Raw genomic sequence first — 23,823 nt, 5'->3', positions numbered from 1 at the left:
CGGGTTCCGTGCGCTCGGCGCATCGTGCTACACCGTCGCCCGAGCCGGGGGACGGCAGCTCGCGTGCGCCCGCGTCGCCTCGCATCTTTCCTCCCTTTCGCAGCACCGCAGCACGCCAGCAGCACTCCATGGCCGAAACCGCCGAAGCCTCGAAATCGCCGGCCCAGGCCGGGCACTCCGCTCCGCGGCACCCCGGCGTTCCGCAACGCCGCTCGCGGCTGCGGCGCTGGGTCCTCGGCACCGTCGCCGTCTCGGCGCTCGCCGGCGTCGGGATGTGGATCGCGGTGCACCGCATCCCGTGGATGGGCCCGCTCGTCGCGAACGGCCTGCGCTCCGTGATCGGGGCCGAGAACGTGACCGCGCTCGAGGAGACGGCCTACAGCGCCGAGGATCGCGTCCACCGGCTCCTTCGCAGCAACGAGCCGCCGAAGACGTACTGGGAGGTGCCCGAGCAGGCGCCTGCCGCCCCCGCCGCCTCGGCGCACGCCGCCGTCGCCTCGGCGGTCGCTCCGACGGTCGTGGCGGCGGTGTTCCGGCCGAAGGACGTCGGCCCGTCGCACGCGGCCTGGCCGGCTCCCGGGGATGGACGGTGGGTGCCCATCGAGGATCGCGCTCGCCCGGGCGATCCGCCGCGCCTCTACAAGACGCTGATCCACCCGGATCCGCACCGCTCCTGGGCGGAGCTGTTCGTCGTGGCGGTCGATCTCGCGGGGGTCGACGTCCACCTCATGGCCGGCTCGCGGGAGCCGGCGGCGACGACCGAGGAGGGCAAGACCTACGAGCGGCTCGCGAAGATCCCGGAAGCGCACCACGAGCGGCTGCTCGCGGCGTTCAACGGCGGCTTCATGACCGAGCACGGCCAGTGGGGGATGCGGGTCGATGACGTGACCCTGGTGCGCCCCCGGGACAAGGGCTGCACCCTCGCGCTCCACCGCGACGGGCGGATGCAGATCGCGCCGTGGCCCCGGATGGCCGCCGACGAGGGCGGCATGCGGTGGTGGCGCCAGACGCCGAGCTGCATGGTCGACGAGGGCGAGCTCCACCCGCTGCTCCGCGCGCCCGAGGTCCGCAACTGGGGCGCCACGCTGGACGGCAACACGGTGATCCGCCGCTCCGCGGTGGGGCTCGACCGCGACGGCAAGGTCCTCTTCGTCGCCATCAGCAACCACACGACGGCGGCCGCCATCGGGCTCGGGCTGCGCCATGCCGGCGCCTCGGCCGTGGCGCAGCTCGACGTGAACTGGTCGTACCCGAAGTTCCTGAGCTACGAGCCCGGCGAGGGCGGGGCCCTCGCGCCGGTCGCGCTGGCGAGCGGCTTCGAGTTCTCGGAAGACGAGTACATCCGCAAGCGCTCCCTGCGCGACTTCTTCTACCTGACCCGCAAGGCCCCCGCGCCCCCCGCCGCGACGCCGTGACCCCTCGCGGCGCGCGGCGGTCCCCTCCGGACCGGGCCTCGCGCTGACGAGCACGGCCGGCCGGAGCTCGCGGGGCCCAGCCCCGCGGCGGCCAACCTGCCTGTGCCGAGCTCCTTCCAGGCGAGCTCCCCGAGGCTCATTGCGTCGAGCGCTCGACTTTTGCCACACGACAAGCCTCTTTACGAAGCGTGACTCTTTACGTTCAACGCGCCTCATTTTCCGGACGAACTTCGACAAAAGCAGCGGTATCCGCGATTGACAGCGCCAGGGAGTTCGATAGGTAACGACGCCTCACGGCGGACCCTATGCGTTTCTATGCAGACCTTCATGTGCACTCGAAGTATTCCCGCGCGACGAGCAGCGACTGCGATCTTGCGCATCTGAGCTACTGGGCTCAGCGCAAGGGCATCACGGTGATCGGCACGGGGGATTTCACGCATCCGGTGTGGATGGCCGAGCTCCGCGAGCGCCTCGTGCCCGCGGAGCCCGGGCTGTTTCGCCTGCGGGACGACCTCGAGCGCGCGGTCTCGGAGCGGCTCCCCGGCGCGTGCCGCGGGCCGACCCGCTTCCTCCTCTCGGTGGAGATCTCGACGATCTACAAGAAGGGAGATCGGACGCGCAAAATCCATCATCTCCTCTATGCGCCCGACTTCGAGGCGGCGGACCGGATCGTCCGCGCGCTCTCGAAGATCGGCAACCTGACGGCCGACGGGCGGCCGATCCTGGGGCTCGATTCGCGCCACCTGCTCGAGATCGTGCTGGAGTCGGGCGAGGGCTCGTACCTCGTGCCGGCGCACATCTGGACTCCCTGGTTCTCGGTGCTGGGCTCCAAGGCCGGCTTCGACGCGGTCGAGGAGTGCTATGGCGATCTCGCGCCGCACATCTTCGCGCTCGAGACCGGGCTCTCGTCCGATCCTGCGATGAACTGGCGCATCTCCGGGCTCGATCGCTACCGGCTCGTCTCCAGCTCGGACGCGCACTCGCCCGCGAAGCTCGGCCGCGAAGCCACGGCGTTCGACGCGCCGCTCGATTACTTCGCGATCCGGCGCGCCCTGGAGACCGGCCAGGGCTTCGGCGGCACGGTGGAGTTCTTCCCGGAGGAGGGCAAATACCACCTCGACGGCCACCGGAAGTGCAATGTCGTGCTCTCGCCGGCGGAGACGCGCGCGCTCTCCCTCGTATGCCCCGTGTGCGGGCACCCGGTCACCGTGGGCGTGCTGCACCGGGTCGAGGAGCTCGCCGACCGCGAGGAGGGCGTGCGACCCGAGGGCGCGAGCGCGTTCCGCAACCTGGTGCCGCTGCCCGAGGTGCTGGCCGAGCTGCACGGCCTGGGCGCCTCCAGCAAGGCGGTGCAGCGGAGCTACGACCGGGTGCTATCGCGGCTCGGCCCCGAGCTGTTCCTCCTCGGCGACGCCCCGCTCGACGAGATCGAGCGCGCCGGGACGCCGCTCCTCTCCGAGGCGATCGGACGGATGCGCGAGGGGCGCGTGATCCGCGACGCGGGCTACGACGGCGAGTACGGCGCGATCCGGGTCTTCCAGCCCGAGGAGCTCGCGCAGCGCCGCGGGGGCGGGCTCCTCTTCCAGCCCGAGCTCCAGCCCGAGCCCGCCGCGCCGGAGCCACCTCCGGCAGGGACGCGCCCTGCCGCCGGGGCGCGCGCGTCCGAGGCGCCGCGGCCGGGCCCGCGCCACGGCCGGGCCCCCGCCGAGCCGCGCCAGGGGCCAGCCAGCGAGGCCTCCCTCGGCGCGCCGCTCGAGGCGCCTGCGCCGGGCGGCGCGCCGCTGCTCGACGCGCTCGACCCGGAGCAGCGGGCCGCGGCGGAGCTCACCGAGGGCGCGGTGCTCCTCCTCGCGGGGCCGGGCACGGGCAAGACCCGCACGCTCACGCACCGGATCGCGCACCTCGTCCTGGATCTCGGGGTGCCGCCGGAGCAGTGCCTCGCGATCACGTTCACCCGCCGGGCTGCCGACGAGATGCGGGAGCGGCTCGGCGCGCTGCTCGGCGAGTCCGGCGGCCGCGTGCGCGCCATGACCTTCCACGCGCTCGGCCTCTCGCTGCTCCGCGAGAACGCGCAGGGCCCAGGCGGCGGTGCGCCGCCCCGGATCGCCGGCGAGCGCGAGCGGACGGCGCTGCTCGCCGCGGCGCTCGGCGTCCCGGAGCGGCGGGCGGCCCGGCTGCTCGCCGACATCGCCGCGCTGAAGCGGCGCACCCCGCGCCACGCCGACGCGCACCGGCCCCAGGAGGGCGCGCCGGCCGCCGGCGGCGAGGCGTGCGGCGAGATCGACCGCCACGTCGACCGCGCGTGGAAGGTGTACGAGGACGAGCTCGCCGCGCGCGGGCTCCTCGACCTCGACGACCTGATCGGCCACGCGGTCGTCCTCCTGGAGGAGCAGGGCGACGCGCTCGCCGCCGCGCGCGCGCGGGCCCGGTATCTCTCCATCGACGAGTACCAGGACATCGACGAGCGCCAGTACCGGCTCGTGCGCGCGCTGGTCCCTCCCGGCGGGAACGTCTGCGCCATCGGGGATCCGGACCAGGCGATCTACGGCTTCCGCGGCGCAGACGTGGGCTTCTTTTTCCGTTTTCAGCAGGATTTTCCAGCGGCGCACGTTGTGCGCCTGAGGCGGAATTACCGCTCGTCGCGTCCCATCGTCGAGGCGGCGCTCCAGGTGATCGCGCCCTCGCCGACGCTCGGTGCGCGGGAGCTCCTGCCGAGCGCGCCGGGCGCTGGGAGCGTGGAGCTCGTGGCGGTTCACGAGTCGCCCACGGAGGCGGCCGAGGCCGAGCGCGTGGTCCACACCGTCGAGCAGATGCTCGGTGGGTCCACGTTCTTCTCGATGGATAGCGGGCGCGTGGCCTCGCCTGCGCCGGGCGGCGAGTATTCCTTCTCGGATTTCGCGGTCCTCTACCGGACCGAGGCGCAGTCCGAGGCGCTCCGCGAGGCGTTTGCCCGCTCCGGCATGCCGTTCCAGCGGCGGTCCGAGCGCCGCGTCGCCGAGCGCGCGGCCTCCGAGGCGCTCGCGCGGGCGCTCGCCGACGCTCCGCCGGGGCCGCTCGCGGCGCGCCTCAAGGTGGCCGCGGCGGGGCTCCGGGAGGAGGTCGCGCAGCCGTGCCCGGGCGGCGCAACGCCCGAGGGGGCGGCCGCGGAGGGAGCGGCGGGCGCAGCGCGCCTCGGCGAGGCCGACGTCGATGCCGCGCTGGAGCTGCTCTTGCCGCTCGCGGAGCGCTGCGGAGAGGACCTCGCTCGCTTCTTGATCGAGCTCGCTGTGTGCGCCGAGATCGATACGTGGGATCCGCGGGCCGATCGCATCTCGCTCCTCACGCTGCATGCGGCCAAGGGGCTCGAGTTCCGGGTGGTCTTCCTGGTGGGGTGCGAGGACGGCCTGCTCCCGCTGCGATTCCCTGGCAGGGAGGAGACGGACGTCGCCGAGGAGCGCCGGCTCTTCTATGTCGGCATGACGCGGGCGCGAGAGCGGCTGTTCCTCACCCGCGCCATGCAGCGCGCGCGGCACGGCAAGGTGATGGAGACCGAGGTCTCGCCGTTCGTTCGCGAGGTCGAGGAGCGGCTGCTCCTGCGCGTCGGTCCGTCGCCGGAGGCGCAGAGAAAGCCGCGCGCGGGCGCCGACCGCCAGATGAAGCTGTTCTAGCCTGGCGCCGCGCCTACTTGGTCCCGCCGCCGAGCCGCTTCAGGCTCGCGCACGCCGCCTTGTCCTGGGTCCGCGTGCACTGGTCCGCGTAGAACGACCGCGCGCGCTCCTTGTCCTTGCGCTCCAGGAGCGGGCCGAGCGCATCGCACGCCCTCTTTTCTCCCCACTGCGTGCACGCCTTCTCGTAAAGCGAGAACGCCCGCGCCGGGTCGGCCGTCACCCCGTCGCCGCGCTGCCAGATCTCGGCGGCCCGCAGGCAGCCGCCCGAGCCGCACGCCCTCTCGTAGAGCGCCGCGGCGCGCGCCATGTCCTTCGGGATGCCGGTCCCCCTCTCGTACATCCCGGCGAGGCTCATGCACGCGTCGGCGCCGAAGCCCTTCTCCGGACAGCCCTTCTCGAAGAATGAATACGCCTTCGCGACGTCCCTCGGAACGCCGTCGCCCTCTCCGTAGACCGAGCCCGCGGCGTTGCACGCGCGCATGTCCCCGAGGTTGCAGCCGCGCTGGTACGCCGCGATCGCCTTCACCCCGTCCTTCGGCGCGCCCTGCCCCTTGCGGAGGATGTCGCCGAGATCGACGCAGTCCTCGGTCTCGCCCCCCTCGCACGCGCGCTGGAGCACGCCCACGGCCACCGCCACGTCCTTCGCCGCGAGCTTGCCCTCGACGAGCATCTTGCCCAGCGCGCTGCAGCTCGGCCCGTACCCGAGATCGCAGCCGCGCCGGAGGAAGGCGACCGCGCGCGTCGGGTCCTTCGGCAGCACCGCCTGCGGACCCTCGCTGAGGTACCACTCGGCCGCGCTGAAGCACGCCCAGCCGTCACCCAGCTCGCACGCCTTGTCGGCGAACTCGCGCACCTTCGCGCGCCCCGCGCCGTCCGGGGACACCTTGCCGCTCTGGATGTCGCGCAGCTGCTGCTTCGCCCGCGCGTAGCAGGCCTGCGCGATGCCGGCGCCGCAGGACTTCTCGAACAGGTCGGCCGCCCTCGCGTCGTCGCGCGGGAGGTCCTTGCCGCTCAGGTAGTGAATCCCGAGGTGATAGCAGCTGCCGACATCGCCCTTCCCGCACTGCGCCGCGCACGCGCGCGAGTCCGCGGGCTCGCAGAGGTGCGCGGGCGCGAGCGCCGGCGAGGAGCACTTCGCCCCGCTCAGCACCGTCCCGGTCAGGCATGGGCTCGACAGCTTCGGGAGCTCCTCCTCCGCCGCCTTCGCCGCCGGCTCGACCGTCGCTGCCTTCTTCGCGGCCAGCGGGACGAGCTCCAGGCGCAGCGGCGCATGGCAGCGCTCCGTGGGCGCCTGCGCGTTGGGCTTCGCGCCCCGGCACGCCTCGACCTCCCCTTCCCGGCTCGCGGTGCCGCCCTGGCTCGACGCCGTCGCAGGCCCGACCGCCGCGAAGACCTGCTCGACCGTCCGCGCCGCGCCCCGGCTGCCCGGCGCCATCGCGAAGGCCCCGAGGAGCGCGGTCCGCACGAAGTGCGTCGCGCCCTCGCAGCTGCCCGAGAGGTCCTGCGCCGTGGCCGCGATCACCGTGGTCGCCATCTTCCCCGAGGGCACGAGCGCCACGTCGATCGCCGCCGTGCCGCTGCCCTCGATCGCGGTGCTCAACGCCGGGGCGCCGAACGGGACATTCGCCTGCATCTCCGCAGGATTTGTTAACTGTATTACTTTCTCATTCCGGGTCACGCCGGCGTAGGAGTAGGTCCCTGGGAGCTTGCAGTGGGCGAGGAGGTTCAGCGTCGTGCAGTCGTAGGCGACGACGGCGACGCCTTCTTTCATCGCGAGTCCGAGATCCGAGCGGCGGGTCGTGAGCCAGTCGACGATGAGCGGCTCGGTGTGGCCGATGGCCGGACACCCGCCGCTGCTCGCGCTGTCGCTGCTCGCCGGCGAGGCGGTGGGCCGGGGAGGGTGCACCACCACCTCGGGTTCCAGGCCCGGTCCACAGGCCGTCGCTGCGAGCGAGAGCCCAACCACGCACAAGTCGAAGGCGCGCTTCATCGAGCCGACAGAACCATGAGCCGTGGGGTCCGGTCAATATGGCGAGCGCGGCCGCGCTCGCGACCACCGGTCACGCCTGCCACGCCGGGCTATGCTCCGCGCGCGTCGCCCTCGCCCGGAGCCTCCAAGAGCACGTCGAGGTCCCAGGAAGACCACAAGGACGACAAGAGAGCCTGAGCCTTGTAACTCCCCTGCTCAAGGAGCAACACCGGCAATCCCACGGTGGCGCTCATGCACCGCCGCTCTAGATGTCGAAGTCGAGGATGCTGGGCTCCAGCTCGGAGTCGCCGACGGCGGGCGAGCCCTGGGGCGGCGAGGCGACGCGCAGCCTGGGCGCCTCGATCGCCACGCGCTGGCCGCCGGCGACGCTCTTCGTCAGGAACACCGAGCCGCCCACCACGCTCCCCTGCCCCAGCACCGTCTTGCCGCCGAGCACGGTGGCGTTCGCGTAGATGGTGACGTCGTCCTCCACCGTGGGGTGGCGCTTCTGGCCGCGCGCGCCCCGCGAGTGCTGGGGCAAGGACAGGGCGCCGAGCGTGACGCCCTGGTAGAGCTTGACGTGCGCGCCGATGTCGGTCGTCTCGCCGATGACGACGCCGGTGGCGTGATCGATGAAGAAGCTGTCACCGATGTTGGCGCCCGGGTGGATGTCAGCGCCCGTCCTCGTGTGCGCCCACTCGCTCATGATCCGGGGCATGAGCGGGACGCCGAGCAGGTACAGCTCGTGCGCGACCCGGTGCACCGTCACGGCGAGCAGGCCCGGATACGCCAGGATGATCTCGTCCATCGAGGCCGCCGCCGGGTCGCCGTCGTAAGCCGCCTGCACGTCGAGCAGGAGGCGCCGCCGGACGTCCGGCAGCCTGCTCACGAACACGCGCGCCACGTTGTGCCCCCGCTGCCTGCACTTCGGGACGTCGAGGCGGCCCGCGTCCGTGGTCTCGTCCTGGAAGCACAGGCAGCGCTCGATCTGCCGCTCGAGCTTGTCCCGCAGCGTCGAGACCAGCGTGCCCACGTGGTAGAGCAGGTCCTCGTCCGACAGGTCCTGCCGCCCGTGGTAGCCCGGGTAGAAGATCTGGAGCAGGAGATCGATGACCTCCGTGATCTCCTGGCGCGACGGGGTGAAGCGCTTGTTGATGTGATGCCCGCGCGCGTCCTCCCGGTAGCTCGCGATCAGCGCATCGACGATGCCGTGCAGGTCGCCCGACGCCTGGGCAGGGGCAGGGGCAGGGGCAGCATCGCAGGTCTTGCTCACGTCGCCCTCACGAGGCCTTCATGGTCTCGATATCGGTGAACATGCCTTCGAAGAGGGGCCCCGAGAGGTACCGCTCGCCCGCGTCCGGCAGGATGACCACGATGGTCTTGCCTTCCCACTTGGGATCCCGCGCCAGGCGGCCCGCCGCGACCATCGCCGCGCCGCAGGAGACGCCGCAGAGGATGCCTTCCTCGCGCGCCAGGCGCCGCGACATGGCGATCGCCTCTTCGCTGGAGACCGCCTCGACCTGGTCCACGAAGGAGAGGTCGAGGTTCTTGGGGACGAAGCCGGCGCCGATGCCCTGGATCTTGTGCGGCGACGGGGTGAGCGGCTGGCCGGCGAGCGTCTGCGCGATGACCGGCGAGCTGACCGGCTCCACCGCCACGGTGTGGAGCGCGCGGCTCCGGACGCGCTCGAAGTAGCGGCTGACGCCGGTCAGCGTGCCGCCGGTGCCCACGCCCGAGACGAAGACGTCGACGTTGCCACCGGTGTCGTCCCAGATCTCCGGGCCGGTGGTGGTCTCGTGGATGGAGGGGTTGGCGGGGTTCTCGAACTGCCGCATCAGGACGTAGCGGCCGGGGTCCGAGGCGGCCAGCGCCTCGGCCTTGGCGATGGCGCCGTTCATCCCCTGGGGGCCCGGCGTCAGGAGGAGCTTGGCCCCGAGGGCCACGAGCACCTTGCGTCGCTCCATGCTCATCGTCTCGGGCATGCTGAGCACGCACTCGATCCCGCGCGAGGCGGCGGCGAAGGCGAGCGCGATGCCGGTGTTGCCGCTGGTCGCCTCGACGATCGCCTTGCCGGGGCCGAGCACGCCCCGCTGCTCGGCGTCCCAGACCATGGCCGCGCCGATGCGGCACTTGACCGAGTAGGCCGGGTTCCGCCCCTCGATCTTCGCCAGGACGGTGGCGCGGGCGCCGTCGGTTACCCGGCGGACGCGAACGAGCGGCGTGCGGCCGATGCTCTGGGTATTGTCTTCGTAGACGCGGGGGAAGTTGGTCATGGGGGCCGTGCTGGTGAGAGGGAGCAAGAGGAGACCCAGAGGCGCCCCGCGCTGTCAAGGTCCACGTGCGCCCCGCCTCCGTCGCGCCGTATTTCCAGAGCAAGGCGCGGCGTCACCGGCCGGCGCCCGGCGCGCCCCAGCGTCCGCTCGCCCGGCCGGCGCGCCGCGCTGAGCGCGATCCCTCGGCGGACCGTTGGACCCGCAACGGACCCGTTGGACGTCCAAGGGGCCGCTCGACCGGTGGACGTCAATCCGTTCATGGACAATTGGCATCGTGACGTGGAAGTGACGTGGAAGTGACGTGGAAGTGACGTGGACGACGCGAAGTGGCGTGGTCGCCTGAGCAAGTAAGGTGATTTCCTGAGGACTCGGTTAGCCATCTCCATGGGACCACGTCAGACCAGGTCCACCTTCTTGACGGGCGTGAATGCGAGCTTATCTTGGTCAATTTGGCTCTTGCCCTCCGTGGCATAGGCCTCGCATCATGCTTGACCATGTTCCCCGCTGAGCCCCCCCGCGCGGAGGTCCAACTGCTCGACGATGATGAACCCACTCTAATTTTCCGCCGTCCACCCAGGTCGTTTTCGGGCATGGCGATGCCGATCGGGGCGCCGGCTCCGGTCGTGGCCGCTCCGACGCGGCGTTCCACATCGCGCCTGATCGCGCTGAGCGCGGGGGCGGGCCTGGGCTTCGCGGCGGTGCTTGGCGCGGTCGTCTCGATGCAGCTCGGCGCGGCGGGCATCGATCTTCGCGCGGGGGCGGCGCTCCAGCCCGCCGCGGCCGCGGCGGCTGTCCTGCGCTCGACGGGGGCGGCGGCGCGGGTCGAGGCGAGGGCGGAAGCGGCTGCGCCGGTCCAGGCGAAGCTGGAAGCGGTTGCGCCGACCATCGATCTCGACGCTCGCGCCGACGCGACGCTGGATCGCGCGGGGGTGATCCCGATCCCTGACGGGATCATCACCCTCCCCGCGTCCTTCTCCTCGGCGGATGGGGCTTACGACCTGGTGGTCCATTTCCACGGGATCAACGATGTTGTCCACGCGGGGTACGAGCGCGCCGGGCTCAACGCGGTCGTGATGATCATCAACATGGGCATCAGCTCGGGGGCGTACGAGACCCGGTTCTCGATCCGCTCCTACCTGCCGGCGCTCCTCGCGAAGGCGCAGGCCGCGCTCGAGGCGCGCGGGCTGCGCGACGCCCGGCTCCGGCGCGTCGCGCTCTCGGCGTTCAGCGCGGGGTACGCCGCGGTCCGCGGGCTCCTGAACCAGCCCGGGTTCGCCGACAAGGTGGACGCCGTTCTCCTCCTCGACGGCATTCATACCGGCTACATGCCGCTCGACCACAGCCTGGACATGGAGCGTCTCAAGCCGTTCGGGCTCTTCGCCGAGCAGGCGGCCTCCGGCAACAAGCTCATGTCGATCACCCATTCGGAGATCACCCCGAACGGCGATTACGCCGGCACGCACGAGAGCACCGACGCGCTCCTCAAGCTCACGGGCGCGCAGCGCTCTCCGGGCGCCGGCGCCGATGCGCAGGCGGTCTACGACTTGACCGGGACGGCAGGCGAGGCGAAACCCCGGTTCGACCCGCTCTCCGAGGCGCACCGGGGTGCGTTCCACGTGCGCGGCTATCCCGGCACCCAGAAGCCAGACCACGTGAGACACCTGACCCGCATGGCGGAGACGGCCGTGCCCGATCTCGTCCGCCACTGGAGCGAGTCTCCCGCGCGGTGACGGGCGGAGAGCGTGTATTGAGCCCTCGACGAGCTCGGCCGCTGGCAGGATTGCAATCCGCGCGCCGGGTGCGAGGCAGCAAAGATGCGAGCGTGGCAGATCGCCTCATTCTGAGGCGCTCAGGCCGAGCTCAGCGGGACGTTCGGCGCCAGGGCGCAGACTGCATTCCGGTATCGAAGTTGCTTTGCCACCAAAAAAGGTGGTGGCGCGACGATGATCGAACAGAGACAGGCGCGAAGCGCGGCGCGGCGGACTCAGGACGAGCGACCCGTACCCCTGACGGCCCGCCGTAGACGCGGCGCGACCTCGGCGGACGTGGACAGCCAGCTCCTGTCCGCTGCGAAGGGGCAGGCGGACGGCGCCGCAGCGACGTCGCGCGGGACGCTCACCTACGCGGATGCGCTGGAGGGCGCCCGGAAAGGGCCCTTCCCGGACGAGGTCGAACCCCAGCTCGCGACCCTGGTCACGGGGCCGCCACCCGGCGAAGGGTGGCTCTACGAGGTGAAGCTCGACGGCTACCGCTTTCTCGCGCAGCTCCGCGGCGGCCGCGTGACGCTCGTGACCCGCGGCGGCCAGGACTGGACCGAGCGGTTCGCAGGCGTGCGCGATGACCTCACCCGGCTGCCAGCCCGGGAAGCCGTGCTGGACGGTGAGATCGTCGTCGTCGGGCGAGACGGCGTGACCGATTTCCAGGCGTTGCAGAACGCGCTCGGCGACGGGAATGACGGGCGCGACGGGCGCCTGATGTACTTCCTGTTCGACCTGCTCTACCTCGACGGCCGCGATCTCCGCGGCTGCACGCAGGTCACCCGCAAGCGCGCGCTCAAGGCGCTGCTCGCGGAAGCGCCGGAGGAAGGGACCCTGCGCTACACGGAGCACCTCGAGGAGGATGGCGCCGCGGTATTCCAGCACGCGTGCAAGCTCGGGATCGAGGGTGTCATCGCGAAGCGCCCGGAGGCCCCCTACCAGAGCGGGCGCGGGGACAGCTGGCTCAAGGTGAAATGCGGCAAGCGCCAGGAGTTCGTGATCGTCGGATTCACCGAGCCGACCGGCGCTCGCCAGGGGCTCGGCGCCCTCCTCGTCGGCGTGAACAGATCAGGCAAGCTCACCTACGCCGGCAAGGTCGGCACGGGCTTCACGAGCAAGACGCTCACGACCCTGCGCAGCCGTCTCGCGCCGCTCGAGCGCGCCAAGCCGGCCTTTCCAGGGGCGCCGCGCATGCGCGGCGTGCACTGGGTCGAGCCCAGGCTCATCGCAGAGGTGCACTTTGCAGCGTGGACACGCGACAGGCGGCTCCGGCACCCGTCGTTCGAAGGCCTCCGCGAGGACCGCACGCCGGAGTCGGTCATCGTCGAGCGCGAGCAGCCGCCGCCCGGCAAGGCGGCCGGCAGCGCGTCGAGCACGGCGGCGAGCGCGGCCAAGGGCCATGGGACGCGCACGGCGGGCGGCAGGGCGGCGAGCGCGGCGCCGGGCAAGGCCCCTCGCGCGGGCCGGGGCGGTGGCGCGGAGAGGATCGAGGTCGCCGGGACGCGGCTGACGAACCCCGACAAGGTGCTCTATCCGGCGCAGGGCATCACGAAGCTCGCCCTCGCCCGGTATTACGCGCAGATCGCCGAGCACATGCTGCCCTATGTCGCAAAGCGCCTGCTCACGCTGGTCCGCTGCCCCGCGGGCCAGGGTAAACCATGCTTCTTCCAGAGGCACGAGGCCGAGGGGCTCTCCGAGGCCATCCGGCGGGCGACCGTCGAGGAGGAGGACGGAAATCGCACGTATCTCTACGTCGAGAGCGCCGAAGGGCTCGTATCGCTCGTGCAGATGGGGGCGCTCGAGATGCACATCTGGGGGAGCCGCGTGGACCGGATCGAGCAGCCGGACATGATGGTCTTCGATCTCGATCCGGCGCCGGACCTCCCGTGGGAGCGCGTGGCGGACGCCGCGAGGACCGTGCGGCGCCTCCTGGAGACGCTGGGGCTGCGGAGCTTCGTCAAGACGACCGGCGGCAAAGGGCTCCACGTGGTGGTCCCGATCGAGGCGCAGCGGAGCTGGGCCGAGGTGAAGCCGTTCACGAAGGCGGTCGCCGACGCGCTCGTGCGCTTCGAGCCGGCGCGGTACATCGCGACGCTCTCGAAGGCCAAGCGCACCGGCAAGGTCTTCGTCGACTACCTGCGGAACGGGCGCGGCGCGACCGCCGTGGCGCCGTACTCGACCCGGGCGCGCCCCGGCGCAGCCGTCGCGACCCCGCTCTCGTGGGACGAGCTCGACGCGCCGCTCGATCCTGCCTCGTTCACCACCGAGACCGTGCCGCAGCGGCTCGCGTCCATCGCAGATCCATGGGCAGAGCTCGCGACCGTGCGCCAGTCCATCACCGGCGCCATGATGAAGAAGATCGGTATCTGACCTCCTCCCGACGTCCCCGACAAACCCAGGAGCCGGTGAGCACACCGAAGAAGAAAGACACAAGCGACACAGGGAATGTACATTCACTGATGTTCCGTTCAGCGGGGTCGTTCTATCGCAGCAAGGTGGCCTGCGCTTGGTTGACGGGGCCGCGAGCGCGCTGCATCGTCCCCTGGGTCTGCCATGGCCAAGAATCGGAACTCCAGCGCTCTGGCGGAAATTGCCGAGCGACTCCACCAGTTCGACGGTGAACCGCTGCGGGTGGCGTTCCTGGCGCGCGGCATCGATGCGCTCACCCAGGTGGCCGAGCGGCTCGATCAGAGCGAGCTTGGCGAGGTCGTCGCGTCGCCCAGCAACGCGGACGCGCTCGTGACAGCGCTCACGCAGCCGAGCGCCGTCGGCCTGTTCTTCGCCGCGGATCCGCTCACGCCGGCCCGCCTCCGCGGCCTCCAGGCGAGGGACGCGCTCCTCGCCGCCGAAGGGGGCACGCTCACGGCGGAGGAGCTCGGCGAAGGGCTTCACCTCTCGCCGCAGGCGATCGAGGCGCGACGCGCAGCCGGACGGCTGCTGGCCGTGGACATCGGCCGTCGTGGGCACCTCTACCCCGCATGGCAATTCGCGGACGAGGGCGTGCTGCCGGGAATGGAGGAGATCCTGGCCCTCCTCGACGAGCACCCCCCGCTGGCGAAGGTCCGGTTCTTCCTCTCCGGCAACCACCGCCTCGACGGCGATCGGCCGCTCGACCGGCTCCGCCGCGGCGACCTGGACCCGGTGCGGCTCGCCGCGCGCACGTTCGGAGAGCAAGGCGCGGCCTGAGAGCGCCGCCGTGCCGACATGACGACGACGCTCGGGCCGCATCCGGACCCGCCCCTCGACTTCGCGGCAAGGCCGCTTCCCGTCACGACCTTCCGGCGGTGCTGGTTCCGGATTCACTGGCTCGCGCGCGATCCGCTGCACTTCGGCCGCTCGGGCGACAACCGCTTCGACGCCCCTGCCGGCGAGTTCGGGGTGCTGTACGCCGGGAAAGACGAGCGTTGCTCCTTCATCGAGGTGTTCGGCCACGCGACAGGCGTGCGCCTCGTGGAGCAACGCGAGCTCGCCGCGCGCGGGCTCGCGTGCATCTCGCCGAGGCGTCCGCTGCGGCTCGTGAACCTCACCGGAGAGGGGCTCGCGCGCCTCGGGGCCGACGCCCGCCTGACCTCGGGCGAGTCCTACGGGGCCGCTCACCGGTGGGCGCTCGCCATCCACGACCACCCGAGGAGACCCGACGGCATCGCCTACGCCGCGCGCCACGACCCGAGCCGCGTCTGCGCCGCCCTCTTCGAGCGCGTCCGCGCGGAGCTGGAGGTGACCCGGCTCGGCTCCCTCGCGGATCCGGCGCAGGCGGCGCTCCTCGCCAGGATCCTGGGTGCGTACAAGTTCGGGCTCGTCTGAGCCTCGACGAGCGGACGGCGGCGCGGGGTCCCGGGGCGCGCTGCCGAGCGCGATGGCGGCGCCGGGCGCGGGGGCCACGCGCGCGTGCGCACCGAGCGCGCGTGCGCGCCGGCACAGCCGGTGCTTCCCAAGAAGGCAGGCGCGCTGCGGCGGCGTCGCGGCGGGCGGTGGCCACGGCGCGCGCGGCCGAGCGGCGGGGGGTCCGATGAAAATCAAGAATCTGCGGCTGGAAACAGGCTATCTCGTGGAGCCCATTCCACTCCAGAAGGGGATCGCGATTCACCAGATCCAGATCGCGACGATCGGCGAAGAGGGGTCGTGCCGGGTCCAGCTCTCGCTCGATTCCAACCGCTGCACGATCGACAGCTTCGGCGAGGCCAAGGCGTGCGTGCGGGTGGCGCCGACCCACCTGGAGGCGGACGTGGAGCTCCTCGAGGAGTGCGATGAGAAGCAGCTGCTCGCCCTCAAGTTCGAGGGAGGCAACGGGCCGGCGCTCCGGCTCGCGCTCCTGCCCCTCTGCAGCGCGGGCAAGCAGGCGATCATCGCGCGGCTCCTGGTCTTCGGGGAGACCGGCGAGATCAAGGCCATCCTGCCCATGCAGGGAACGTCGGCGGGCTGCGTGGTGGTCTGAGCGCGAGCGCGCGGCCATGGGGCGCGGCCGGCGCCCGGGGGAGGACGCCGTTCAGGAGCCGCGCCGGCCGCCGCCGGGCCCGAAAGGACCCGCCGGCCCTCCGGAGCTGCCGTCGGGACCAGCGCCGTACGGGCCGGGGGCGCCCGGCGGCGCGCCGTAGGCGCCCGCGGGAGCGCCGTAAGCGCCCGCGGGCGCTCCGTGGGCGCCGGGGGGAGCTCCGTGGGCGCCGGGGGGAGCTCCAGGGAAGGCGCCGTAAGCGCCCGCGGGAGCGCCGTAGGCGCCAGGGGGAGCCGCGGGGGGAGCGCCGTAAGCGCCGGGAGGAGCCCCGTAAGCGCCCGCGGGAGCGCCGTAAGCGCCAGGGGGAGCCCCGGGCGGCGCCCCGTAAGCGCCAGGGGGAGCCCCAGGCGGCGCCCCGTAAGCGCCGGGCGGCGCCCCGTAAGCGCCAGGGGGAGCCCCGGGCGGCGCGCCGTAAGCGCCGGGCGGCGCCCCATAGGCCCCCGCGGGAACGCCGTAAGCGCCGGGCTGAGGCCCTGGCGCCCCGTGAGCCCCCGGCGGGGGATAGCCCCCGAGCGCCGCCGCAGCGGCGGCCGGCCCCTGTCCGGGCGGGTACGCCGCCTCCATCGCGACACGGCGGGGATTGGCCGGGTCGTAGCGCACCGTGACGATGCACCCCGGCTGGATACGGGGGGCCGCCAGCACCGATACGAGCGCGACCGTCTCCACCTGATACGGCGGCATGCCCGGTGGCATCACCTCGAGGAGCAGCTTGAGGCTGTAGGAGTCCTGGGCGCCCATCGACACCTTCATGCCGGTCTCCTGGTACTGCAGCACACGCGCCGCGCACGGCACGCCGATTCGAAGCAGCTGCTGCTGCTCCCGCTGCTGGGCCCGGAGCGGTCCGAGGACCTTCTTCCAGACCCCCCAGAGGACCACCGCAGTGATCCCGAGCGGTACAACGACGCTGAACACAATGATCAGCAGGGTGGACGTCATCGGGTCAGCGTACCAGGCCGGCGCCCTTCCGCACCAGGGCGTCGACGCCCGTCACCGCGGGTCGCACGACCCGCGGCGGGGCATCCCGCGGAGCTCAGATGCAGCGGCGGTACGTGAGGGCATAGTCGATCCGGACCTGGACGTCTGTGGTGTCGTTCGTCAGCACCCCGGAGCCCGCCTGCGCCAGGCGGTTCGTGACATAAAGGCTCGTCTTGATGTTGAGCGGCCGCACGGTGCCGCAGTCGGACCAGACCGTGGTCGCGAACGTGTCCGTGCGCGAGAAATCGTTCGTGAACGGCCCGATCATGCTCCAGGTGAGCGGCCCCGAGGTGAGCGGCGAGCCCGAGAAATAATACGATGTCTCATGGAGCCCATGGACCCCCGGCTCCAGGTCGGCAAAGCCCCGGTACGTGGCGTCGAAGAGCGCCACCTGCCATCCCGGATCGAACCGAAGATCCACGGCCAGCTGGCAGAACGCGCGGTTCGCGGCGCGGGCGGTGCCCGGGCCGGCCTGCGCCTCGAACTGGTCGAAGATGACGGTCAACGCCCTCTGATCAGGCGAGATCACCCCCGCAGCGGAGCCGACGGGACATCCGCTGCCGGCATACGTGAACGACTCGATCCGCGCATTCTGCGCGAGCGCAGGAAAGGCGAAGAGAAACGCCGAAGAAAAGCCGAACGCCCATCGCAGCAACATGCTTGCCCCCCTTTTCATCTTCAGACGACATCGCGTCGCCGTCCGTCGGCACCCGCGCGCGCATCACCGCTGTCGCAGGCCAGCCGACATGTGTTGACGAGCATGCGATGAGGGCGCGCTCCGCGCAACCTGCGCGGGGCGCCCTCGCGCGGCGCCCGCGCCGCGGATTGACCGGAATCCATCGAGCGCCGTGAGGTCCGCGGGACGCGCGGACATTCGATGAGAACCCGGAGCGCAGGCGAAAGGTGGATAGACGATTCACTGTATTTCGAAGCCCGGGAGCGGCGAGGCAACGACGTTGAACACCGGGACGAAGAGCGCCGGGGTCGCGGCGAGGGCACCGGGCGCCATGGCGCCGTCGAGCAGCCCGCGGAGGAGCGCGGTGCGGGGGCGAAACATCGCGGGAGTCGACCAAATTCCGCGCAGAGCGGCAAGGCGTGCTCTCTGGGGCCAGGGCGGGCTAAGCTGCGACGCGGATGAGCGCGCTCCCTTCCCGCCGTGCGCTGGCCGTCGGAGCGGCGCTGATCGGCGGCGCGGCGCTCCTCACGCCGCTCGGCATCGCCTCGCTGCGCAGCGATCCGGCGGGGCGGGCCGATGCAGCGGCGGGCCCGGCAGCCGCGGCGCCCGGACCCACGGGCGCGGCGATGGCGCTCGCGGACGGCGGGGCCGGTCCTCTGGACGGCGACGCCGGCGCCCCGGCGGACGGTGGGGCCGGCCCTCTGGACGACGGCGGCGGGGACGCGGGCAGCGCGCCGTTCGAGAAGCCCGTGTGGTCCGCGACGTCGCGCGCGGCCACGTACGGAGGGCTCTCGAGCGACGCCTGCGACCGGGAGATGAAGCGCCGCGGGATCCCGCACGCCCCGGCGGCGCGCGGCGCCCCGCTCGTCGACCGGCCGGTCCGAATCACCGGCGCGCTGCACGGGGTCACGTTCCGCGGCGACGGGGTGGCGAAATCCAGGTCGATCTCCCCCTTCGACATCGCCGATTGCCGGCTGGTCCTCGCGCTCGACGATCTCGCCGCCTTCCTCGCGACGCGCGGGATCATCGAGGTGGTGCACGTCAGCATGCACCGGCCCGCTCCCGCCGGCACGGCCGCGCCGAAGCCGAAGCCGAAGCCGAAGCCGAAGAAGGCGCAGAAGGCGCCCGCGAAGTCGCCGGCTGGCAAGAAGGCCCCGAAGGGCGCTGCCAGGGCGGCGAAGCCGGGCGCGCGCGCCCCGGAGAAGCCGGCGGCCGCGCCCGCGCGGCCCAGTCAGCACGCCCTCGGGCTCGCCATCGACGTGGCGGCGTTCATGAAGGCCGACGGCGCGCGGCTCGACGTGAAGACCGACTGGCACGGCGCCATCGGCGCGCCGCCGTGCGGCCCCGGGTCGGAGCCGAAGGAGCCGAGCCCTCATGCCATCGAGCTGCGGGAGATCCTCTGCGCCGTTCACACGAGCGGGCTGTTCAACGTCGTGCTCACCCCCAACGCGAACGAGGCGCACGCGGACCACTTTCACTTCGATATCAAGCGCGAGGCACACTACTTCCTGCTGGAGTGAGCCGCGCTGCGCGGGGGCGGCGCCGTTGCCAGGAGAGCCAGGACGTCGTCTCTTCCGGCTCGGCGCTCACACCGTTGCCTCTCCAGAGGCCGTGGAGAGCCCTCAGTACTGCGGATGGAGCGCTATCAGCTCCGCGATCTCGTCGAGCTCCGGATCGCCGCTCGGGTTCGCCGCGAGCACCTGATCGCGCGCGGCGCGCAGCACCTCGCTCGAGTTGCTCTTGAGCGCCTCGGCGTAGGCCACGATGGCCTTGCCCTTGACGAGCTGCTCCTTGCTGCCGGCGGTGAGCTCCGCGAGCGTCGCCTGGCGGCTCGCCTCCTTCGGCTCATGGGTGAGCGGCGTCTGCCAGCGCGCGCGCACGGTGAGGGCATCGGCGTCGTTGATCACGCCGGGATCGCACCCGCGCACGAGCTGGTTGAAGATCATCGCGTCGCCCGGCGCGAGGTGCTGCGGCTCGATCTCCTCGGGGTTTGTCGAGTACTCCTCGCCGTAGAACTTCTCCATCTTGAAGTACCACGGCAAGGTGAGCTCCACCTGCACGCCGCGGGCGGCCACCTCCATCACCTCGTCGAACCGATCCCGGAACATGTGGAACGCCTCGTCCACGTCATCGAGGTAGACATAGGCGCCGCGACCCTTGTCGGTCACGGTATCCATGAGCCGATCGTTGTAACCCGGCGCCGGCCCCGCCCCCACGCCGACGAGGTAGATCGCCTCCTTGTCGGCGTCCTCCGCGTGCCGCGCGATGAGATCCGCTGAGGTGACCCCCACGTTGGCGCCGCCGTCGCTGACCAGGATCACCCGGTTGATCCGGTCAGCCTCGTAGTGCTCCTGCGCGAGCCCATACCCCACCCGGAGGCCACTCTCGAGATCCGTGCCGCCGCTGGCGGCGAGCTCGTCGGCCGCCTCGAGCAGCGCCGGATCGTCCGGGCCGCTCACCACGTGACCGCTCAAGATCACCGAGTTCTCGGTGTTCCATGTGACCATGTTCACGACGTCGCCCTCGGACGGAGTCGTCGGCCGACACGTACAGGACCACGGGCTGGCTCGAGTCGAGCCCCTCGCAGGTGAACGCCGGGGGCGCGCCGGCGTCCTCGCCCGGCAATGGCTCCGGGGGCGGCTCGGCCTGGGCTCCATCAGCGGAAGAGCCGCCGCCCGCGCCCGCGCCCGCGGTCGCGAAGCCGGTGCCGGTGCTGGTGCCGGCACCGGCGCCGGCGCTGGTGCCGGCGCCGGCGCTCGCGACGCCGTCGCTGCGGGGCGGCTCCGGGGCGGGCTCTTGGTTGCCCAGGATCCCCCCCGAGTCGGCGGCATCCTCCCCGCTGCAGGCGGCGAGGCCTGCGCCGCCGAGGAGGGCCGCCGACACGGCATGAAGACAGAGAGATATCGCAGCGGGAACGGTTCGCACAGGCATCCTCCTCCGCGATGCGACCGCACCGCGCGCGGGGCGACCCGCTGAGCAACCTGGATGCCGCACGCGCGGCGCCGTCCCGACGACGCCCCGCTCCGGAACGCCGCCCGCCCCAACGCGCCGGATCGCACGGGCCACGCAGCCCAACCACGGTCACCAGCGCTCGGTCACCAGCGCTCCGATGGCACAAATACCATGACAGCGTTGTCCGGTTCGCGTCCCAGCATGGCGCACGCTGGCGTCATCGGACCCACACCGAACGCGAAATGGGCTTCGCGGGGCGCCATGCGGCCGCCCACAACGAAGTTGTGACCGGTGTGCAATCTGGACAGACGCGGCGCTTCGTGCGAATTCTTGAAGAAGAACATGTCGATCAGGTGTCGCAGCCATGTTCGCGTCTTGTCCGCAGGCGAGGTCCACTGGGAGGAGTGGAGCGCTGCCCGGAACGGCGGCGCGGGCAAGCGCCCCGTGGTCCTCGTACACGGCCTGTCGGATAGCTGTCGGACCTGGAACCGCCTCGCGCCCGCGCTTGCGGCCGGCGGGCGCCGCGTCATTGCGGTCGACCTGCCCGGCCACGGGCACTCGGCCCGCCCGGACGCTCCCTACACCGTCGCCTGGTATGCGGGCGTGGTCGCGGAATGGATCCGCGCCCTCGGGCTCGGCGATTTCGATCTGATCGGGCACTCGTTCGGCGGCAGCATCGCCATGTGCGTGGCCGTCGAGCGGCCGGGGCGCGTGCACCGCCTCGGGCTTGTCGCCGCGGGCGGCATCGGGAGCGAGGTCGCGCTGCCGCTGCGCTTCGCCGCGGTGACAGGGCTGCTGGAGCTGGCCGTGCCGGTGCTGATGGGGGTCGGCACCCACGCGGGGATGCTCGTGCTCGGTGGCAACTTCAACGCGGACGAGCGCAGGCACCTCGCCCGGGTGAACGCGCGGCCCGGCACGGCGCGCGCCCTGTCGCGCACGCTCCGCCACGCGATCGATCTGCGCGGCCAGCGCGAGCACCTCATGGACATCGCGCACCGGATCCCGGAGATACCGCCTCTCGCCGTCTACTGGGGCGACCGCGACCCCGTGCTCCCGGTGCGCCACGCGGCGGACATCGACCGCTACCTGGAGGGCGTGGCGGTGCGTCGCTACGCGAAGGCGGGGCACTACCCGCACCGGGAAGCGGTGGCCGACCTCACCCCCGATCTCCTGCGCTTCCTCGACGAGCCTCGGCCTGCGCCGCGCCTGCGCGCCGGGGCACGCGCGCCCCGCGCGGCGGTCGCGCCGCAGGCCAGCCCGCGGTGGCAGCCGTGGGCGGACGCCCCGGTCCGGCAATGGGCGACGCGGACGCTCTCACCGCTGCTCCGGCAAACACCGCAGCAGGACGCCGCCCACTCGGCCTCTCCCGCCGACCTCGGGAGCCGCCCGCCGCCCGTCCCCTGCTGACGCCGCGCGACCCCGCCGGCGCGGCGACGGCGGCGCGACCCCGCCGGCGCGGCGACGGCGGCGCGCCCCTGCCGGCGCGGCGACGGCGGCGCGCCCCTGCCGGCGCGGCGACGCCCCTTCCCTGTTGACGCACCGCCCTCCGGTGCGGTTCTCTCGGGCGCAGGTGCAACTCGAATGTGAGACCTGCGGCGCCTCGCTGCGCGTCGAAGCGGACCAGCGGACCGCGGTGTGCCCCTACTGCGCCTCGCCGGCGGTGGTGGAGCGCGCGCCGTCGAACGACCGGCCGTCGCCGCACTTCGTCCTCGGGTTCGCCATGACCCGGGAGAGCGCGCAGGGCGCCGTCACGGCGTGGCTCGGGAAGCGGAGCCTCTTCGCGCAGTCGAGCGTCAAGAGGGGGACGATCGACGCGATCCGCGGCGTCTACACGCCCGCGTACCTGTACTCGGCGATGGCGCAGACGCGCTACGCGGCGCAGATCGGCGAGAACTACCAGGAGACCGAGACGTACACGACGACCGACGACAAGGGGAACAGCGTCACCCGCACCCGCGTCGTCACGAGGACCGAGCACCGGCACCTCGAAGGCCAGCACGCCACCTACGTCATGGATGTGCTCGTCGTCGCGTCCCGCGCCGTCCAGAACGCCGAGCTCGAGGCGATCGAGCCGTTCGACCTCCGCACGATGCGGCGCTACACGCCCGCGGTGCTCAGCGGCTGGGTCGCCGAGGAGCCGACCATGACGCAGCCGGAGTGCTACGCCCTGGCGCGACGGGAGGCGCTCGAGAAGATCGGCCGCGACCTCGCGGGCTTCATGCCCGGGGACAGCCACCACGGCCTCACCCACGAGACGCGCCTCGACCAGGAGACGCTCGAGCTCCTCTACGTACCGCTCTGGGTGCTCGCGATCCGGCACGACCCGCGCGAGCCGCCGTTCCGGGTCCTCATCAACGGCCAGACCGGCGCGATCCACGGCAAGGCGCCGCTCTCCTGGGTCAAGATCGTCCTCGCCGTGCTGCTCGTGATCCTGCTCATCGCGGCGCCGTTCGTCCTGGCCGCGGCCCGCGACCGCGACCCGGCCGAGCGGCGCGGCGTCACGAGGCCGCCGGCCCTCATCACCGCGCCCACGCCCGCGCCCGCGCCGACCGAGCGCGTCCGCCCCGGCGGGAGCAGGCCCACCCCGACCGGAGGGACGCGATGAGCATGAGCATGGGCGTCTCGACGGCCGTGGCGCGGTGCTGCGCCCGCTGCCAGGGGCCGCTGGAGCCGGGCGACCTGCGCTGCGCCGTCTGCGGGCTCGCCGCGCCGCAGGGGAGCGGCCCGGCCCCGCCGCCGGTGCAGGTGCTGCGGTGCACCGAGTGCGGCGCGGCGGTCGCGTACTCGGCCGAGGCGCAGGCGCCGAAGTGCCGCTTTTGCGGCGCGATCACGCGGCTGGAGCAGCCGGTCGATCCGATCGAGCAGGCCGACTGGCTGCTCCCGTTCGGGGTGCCCCCCGCGCAGGCCGACAAGGCGCTGCGGCAGTGGATGTCGACCCTCGGCTTCTTCCGGCCGTCGGACCTCTCGCAGGCGGCGACCGTGGAGGGGCTGCGCCCGATCTGGTGGGCGGGCTGGCTCGTCAACGCGGACGCGGTGGTGAGCTGGACGGCGGACTCGAACGCGGGCGCCCTGCGGAGCGCCTGGGCCCCGCACGCCGGACAGACGCAGCTGCCGTTCCGCGGCCTGCTCGTGTCCGCGTCGCGCGGGCTGTCGCTCGATGAGTCCCGGGAGCTCGCGCCGTATTTCCGGTTCGATCAGGCGGTGCCGGCCGCGCACCGGACCCAGCAGCAGCTCGGCCCGGCGGACGCGGTGCTGGAGCAGTTCGACGCGCAGCGCTCGGCGGCGCGGAAGATCCTGAGCGAGCGGATCGCCGCGACCGCGGAGGACACCCTGAAGCAGGGCGTGATCCCCGGGTCGACCTTCCGGAACGTGCACGTGGCGGTGCTCCTGCGCGCGCTCGAGGCGCGCCGGGTGGCGCTGCCGTCGTACGTGCTCGCCTACCGCTACAAGGGGCGCAGCTACCGCGCCATCGTGCACGGCCAGGACGCGAGCCGCGTCACGGGCACGGCGCCGATCGCGTGGGGCAAGGTGGCGCTGGTGATCGCAGGCGCGCTCGCGCTTGTCGCGCTCGTCGTCGCGGTGTTCGCGCTCACCCGCACAGGGTAGCTCGCGGGCGCCGCGCGAACCCCCGCCTCCGCTCCTCCGGGCGGCGGCTCGCACGCGCGAG

At 72.5% G+C, this 23,823-nt stretch carries 20 protein-coding genes; 12 read left to right on the top strand and 8 right to left on the bottom strand.

Going from position 1 to position 23,823, the window contains the following annotated elements; all coding sequences use genetic code 11:
- Positions 1-128 precede the first annotated feature (128 nt).
- Both WME75_RS18530 and WME75_RS18525 read left to right on the top strand, forming a co-directional pair.
- On the top strand, positions 129-1,415 hold the full coding sequence (locus WME75_RS18530) for a hypothetical protein (protein WP_437492636.1): 1,287 nt from the start codon (positions 129-131) through the stop codon (positions 1,413-1,415).
- A 305-nt stretch (positions 1,416-1,720) separates the two neighbouring features.
- On the top strand, positions 1,721-5,062 hold the full coding sequence (locus WME75_RS18525) for a UvrD-helicase domain-containing protein (RefSeq protein WP_437492634.1): 3,342 nt from the start codon (positions 1,721-1,723) through the stop codon (positions 5,060-5,062).
- Positions 5,063-5,075: 13 nt separating this feature from the next.
- Here the strand turns inward: WME75_RS18525 and WME75_RS18520 are convergent, their stop codons facing one another.
- Positions 5,076-6,695 (bottom strand): SEL1-like repeat protein, encoded by a 1,620-nt coding sequence (locus WME75_RS18520; protein ID WP_437492632.1) that lies wholly within the window; start codon positions 6,693-6,695, stop codon positions 5,076-5,078.
- Between the two features lie 166 nt (positions 6,696-6,861).
- On the opposite strand from WME75_RS18520, the gene WME75_RS18515 reads away from it, so the two are divergent.
- On the top strand, positions 6,862-7,071 hold the full coding sequence (locus WME75_RS18515) for a hypothetical protein (RefSeq protein WP_437492630.1): 210 nt from the start codon (positions 6,862-6,864) through the stop codon (positions 7,069-7,071).
- 225 nt (positions 7,072-7,296) lie between these two features.
- On the opposite strand, the gene WME75_RS18510 is transcribed toward WME75_RS18515, so the two are convergent.
- Together WME75_RS18510 and cysK are read right to left on the bottom strand one after the other, a co-directional pair.
- Entirely contained in the window at positions 7,297-8,304 is a 1,008-nt protein-coding gene (locus tag WME75_RS18510) for a serine O-acetyltransferase (RefSeq protein ID WP_437492628.1), read from the bottom strand.
- Between the two features lie 7 nt (positions 8,305-8,311).
- Positions 8,312-9,304 (bottom strand): cysteine synthase A, encoded by a 993-nt coding sequence (gene cysK / locus WME75_RS18505; RefSeq protein WP_437492626.1) that lies wholly within the window; start codon positions 9,302-9,304, stop codon positions 8,312-8,314.
- 494 nt (positions 9,305-9,798) lie between these two features.
- Between cysK and WME75_RS18500 the strand changes: the two genes are divergently transcribed.
- The 5 genes from WME75_RS18500 to WME75_RS18480 all read left to right on the top strand — a co-directional run bounded on the left by WME75_RS18500 (position 9,799) and on the right by WME75_RS18480 (position 15,496).
- Entirely contained in the window at positions 9,799-11,034 is a 1,236-nt protein-coding gene (locus WME75_RS18500) for a hypothetical protein (RefSeq protein ID WP_437492625.1), read from the top strand.
- Between the two features lie 315 nt (positions 11,035-11,349).
- The gene (ligD, locus tag WME75_RS18495) at positions 11,350-13,431 is read left to right on the top strand and encodes a DNA ligase D (protein WP_437492623.1); all 2,082 of its coding nucleotides are present in this window, start codon (positions 11,350-11,352) and stop codon (positions 13,429-13,431) included.
- A gap of 183 nt (positions 13,432-13,614) precedes the next feature.
- A complete protein-coding gene (locus WME75_RS18490; protein WP_437492621.1) occupies positions 13,615-14,247 on the top strand; it encodes a hypothetical protein in 633 nt (210 codons plus the stop codon).
- A gap of 18 nt (positions 14,248-14,265) precedes the next feature.
- Positions 14,266-14,865: an RES family NAD+ phosphorylase gene (locus WME75_RS18485; RefSeq protein WP_437492619.1), complete on the top strand. Its 600-nt coding sequence runs from the start codon at positions 14,266-14,268 to the stop codon at positions 14,863-14,865.
- Positions 14,866-15,070: 205 nt separating this feature from the next.
- On the top strand, positions 15,071-15,496 hold the full coding sequence (locus WME75_RS18480) for a hypothetical protein (RefSeq protein ID WP_437492618.1): 426 nt from the start codon (positions 15,071-15,073) through the stop codon (positions 15,494-15,496).
- Between the two features lie 51 nt (positions 15,497-15,547).
- Here the strand turns inward: WME75_RS18480 and WME75_RS18475 are convergent, their stop codons facing one another.
- The 3 genes from WME75_RS18475 to WME75_RS18465 form a co-directional block, all read right to left on the bottom strand.
- Positions 15,548-16,489: a hypothetical protein gene (locus WME75_RS18475; RefSeq protein WP_437492615.1), complete on the bottom strand. Its 942-nt coding sequence runs from the start codon at positions 16,487-16,489 to the stop codon at positions 15,548-15,550.
- A gap of 94 nt (positions 16,490-16,583) precedes the next feature.
- Positions 16,584-17,186, bottom strand: a complete 603-nt coding sequence (locus WME75_RS18470) for a DUF4360 domain-containing protein (RefSeq protein WP_437492613.1) — start codon at positions 17,184-17,186, stop codon at positions 16,584-16,586.
- A gap of 258 nt (positions 17,187-17,444) precedes the next feature.
- Positions 17,445-17,585, bottom strand: a complete 141-nt coding sequence (locus WME75_RS18465) for a hypothetical protein (RefSeq protein ID WP_437492610.1) — start codon at positions 17,583-17,585, stop codon at positions 17,445-17,447.
- A gap of 77 nt (positions 17,586-17,662) precedes the next feature.
- On the opposite strand from WME75_RS18465, the gene WME75_RS18460 reads away from it, so the two are divergent.
- On the top strand, positions 17,663-18,724 hold the full coding sequence (locus tag WME75_RS18460; protein WP_437492608.1) for an extensin family protein: 1,062 nt from the start codon (positions 17,663-17,665) through the stop codon (positions 18,722-18,724).
- A 102-nt stretch (positions 18,725-18,826) separates the two neighbouring features.
- Here the strand turns inward: WME75_RS18460 and WME75_RS18455 are convergent, their stop codons facing one another.
- Both WME75_RS18455 and WME75_RS18450 read right to left on the bottom strand, forming a co-directional pair.
- On the bottom strand, positions 18,827-19,717 hold the full coding sequence (locus WME75_RS18455; RefSeq protein WP_437492606.1) for a vWA domain-containing protein: 891 nt from the start codon (positions 19,715-19,717) through the stop codon (positions 18,827-18,829).
- Positions 19,718-20,299: 582 nt separating this feature from the next.
- A complete protein-coding gene (locus tag WME75_RS18450) occupies positions 20,300-20,500 on the bottom strand; it encodes a hypothetical protein (RefSeq protein WP_437492603.1) in 201 nt (66 codons plus the stop codon).
- A 31-nt stretch (positions 20,501-20,531) separates the two neighbouring features.
- Here WME75_RS18450 and WME75_RS18445 point away from each other — a divergent pair, with 31 nt between their 5' ends.
- From WME75_RS18445 to WME75_RS18435, 3 genes are all read left to right on the top strand, one after another.
- Positions 20,532-21,563 carry an alpha/beta fold hydrolase gene (locus tag WME75_RS18445; protein ID WP_437492601.1) on the top strand — a complete coding sequence of 344 codons (1,032 nt, stop codon included), beginning with the start codon at positions 20,532-20,534 and terminating at the stop codon, positions 21,561-21,563.
- A gap of 124 nt (positions 21,564-21,687) precedes the next feature.
- Positions 21,688-22,761: a hypothetical protein gene (locus WME75_RS18440; protein WP_437492598.1), complete on the top strand. Its 1,074-nt coding sequence runs from the start codon at positions 21,688-21,690 to the stop codon at positions 22,759-22,761.
- Positions 22,758-23,762 carry a zinc ribbon domain-containing protein gene (locus WME75_RS18435; RefSeq protein WP_437492595.1) on the top strand — a complete coding sequence of 335 codons (1,005 nt, stop codon included), beginning with the start codon at positions 22,758-22,760 and terminating at the stop codon, positions 23,760-23,762. The genes WME75_RS18440 and WME75_RS18435 overlap by 4 nt, the downstream gene beginning before the upstream one ends.
- Positions 23,763-23,823 lie beyond the last annotated feature (61 nt).

It is taken from the genome of Sorangium sp. So ce1014 (assembly GCF_051521505.1).
In the GTDB taxonomy this organism is placed as follows: Bacteria; Myxococcota_A; Polyangia; order Polyangiales; family Polyangiaceae; genus Sorangium.
This window is presented reverse-complemented; position numbering and strand designations above follow the sequence as displayed.

What these genes read in the sequence shown, in the direction of transcription:
- WME75_RS18530 (WP_437492636.1), top strand. Translation starts at nt 129, where the DNA reads ATGGCCGAAACCGCCGAAGCCTCGAAATCGCCGGCCCAGGCCGGGCAC.
- WME75_RS18525 (WP_437492634.1), top strand. Translation starts at nt 1,721, where the DNA reads ATGCGTTTCTATGCAGACCTTCATGTGCACTCGAAGTATTCCCGCGCG.
- WME75_RS18520 (WP_437492632.1), bottom strand. Translation starts at nt 6,695, where the DNA reads ATGCAGGCGAATGTCCCGTTCGGCGCCCCGGCGTTGAGCACCGCGATC.
- cysK (WP_437492626.1), bottom strand. Translation starts at nt 9,304, where the DNA reads ATGACCAACTTCCCCCGCGTCTACGAAGACAATACCCAGAGCATCGGC.
- WME75_RS18500 (WP_437492625.1), top strand. Translation starts at nt 9,799, where the DNA reads ATGTTCCCCGCTGAGCCCCCCCGCGCGGAGGTCCAACTGCTCGACGAT.
- WME75_RS18490 (WP_437492621.1), top strand. Translation starts at nt 13,615, where the DNA reads ATGGCCAAGAATCGGAACTCCAGCGCTCTGGCGGAAATTGCCGAGCGA.
- WME75_RS18485 (WP_437492619.1), top strand. Translation starts at nt 14,266, where the DNA reads ATGACGACGACGCTCGGGCCGCATCCGGACCCGCCCCTCGACTTCGCG.
- WME75_RS18480 (WP_437492618.1), top strand. Translation starts at nt 15,071, where the DNA reads ATGAAAATCAAGAATCTGCGGCTGGAAACAGGCTATCTCGTGGAGCCC.
- WME75_RS18475 (WP_437492615.1), bottom strand. Translation starts at nt 16,489, where the DNA reads ATGACGTCCACCCTGCTGATCATTGTGTTCAGCGTCGTTGTACCGCTC.
- WME75_RS18470 (WP_437492613.1), bottom strand. Translation starts at nt 17,186, where the DNA reads ATGTTGCTGCGATGGGCGTTCGGCTTTTCTTCGGCGTTTCTCTTCGCC.
- WME75_RS18465 (WP_437492610.1), bottom strand. Translation starts at nt 17,585, where the DNA reads ATGTTTCGCCCCCGCACCGCGCTCCTCCGCGGGCTGCTCGACGGCGCC.
- WME75_RS18460 (WP_437492608.1), top strand. Translation starts at nt 17,663, where the DNA reads ATGAGCGCGCTCCCTTCCCGCCGTGCGCTGGCCGTCGGAGCGGCGCTG.
- WME75_RS18450 (WP_437492603.1), bottom strand. Translation starts at nt 20,500, where the DNA reads ATGTTCTTCTTCAAGAATTCGCACGAAGCGCCGCGTCTGTCCAGATTG.
- WME75_RS18435 (WP_437492595.1), top strand. Translation starts at nt 22,758, where the DNA reads ATGAGCATGAGCATGGGCGTCTCGACGGCCGTGGCGCGGTGCTGCGCC.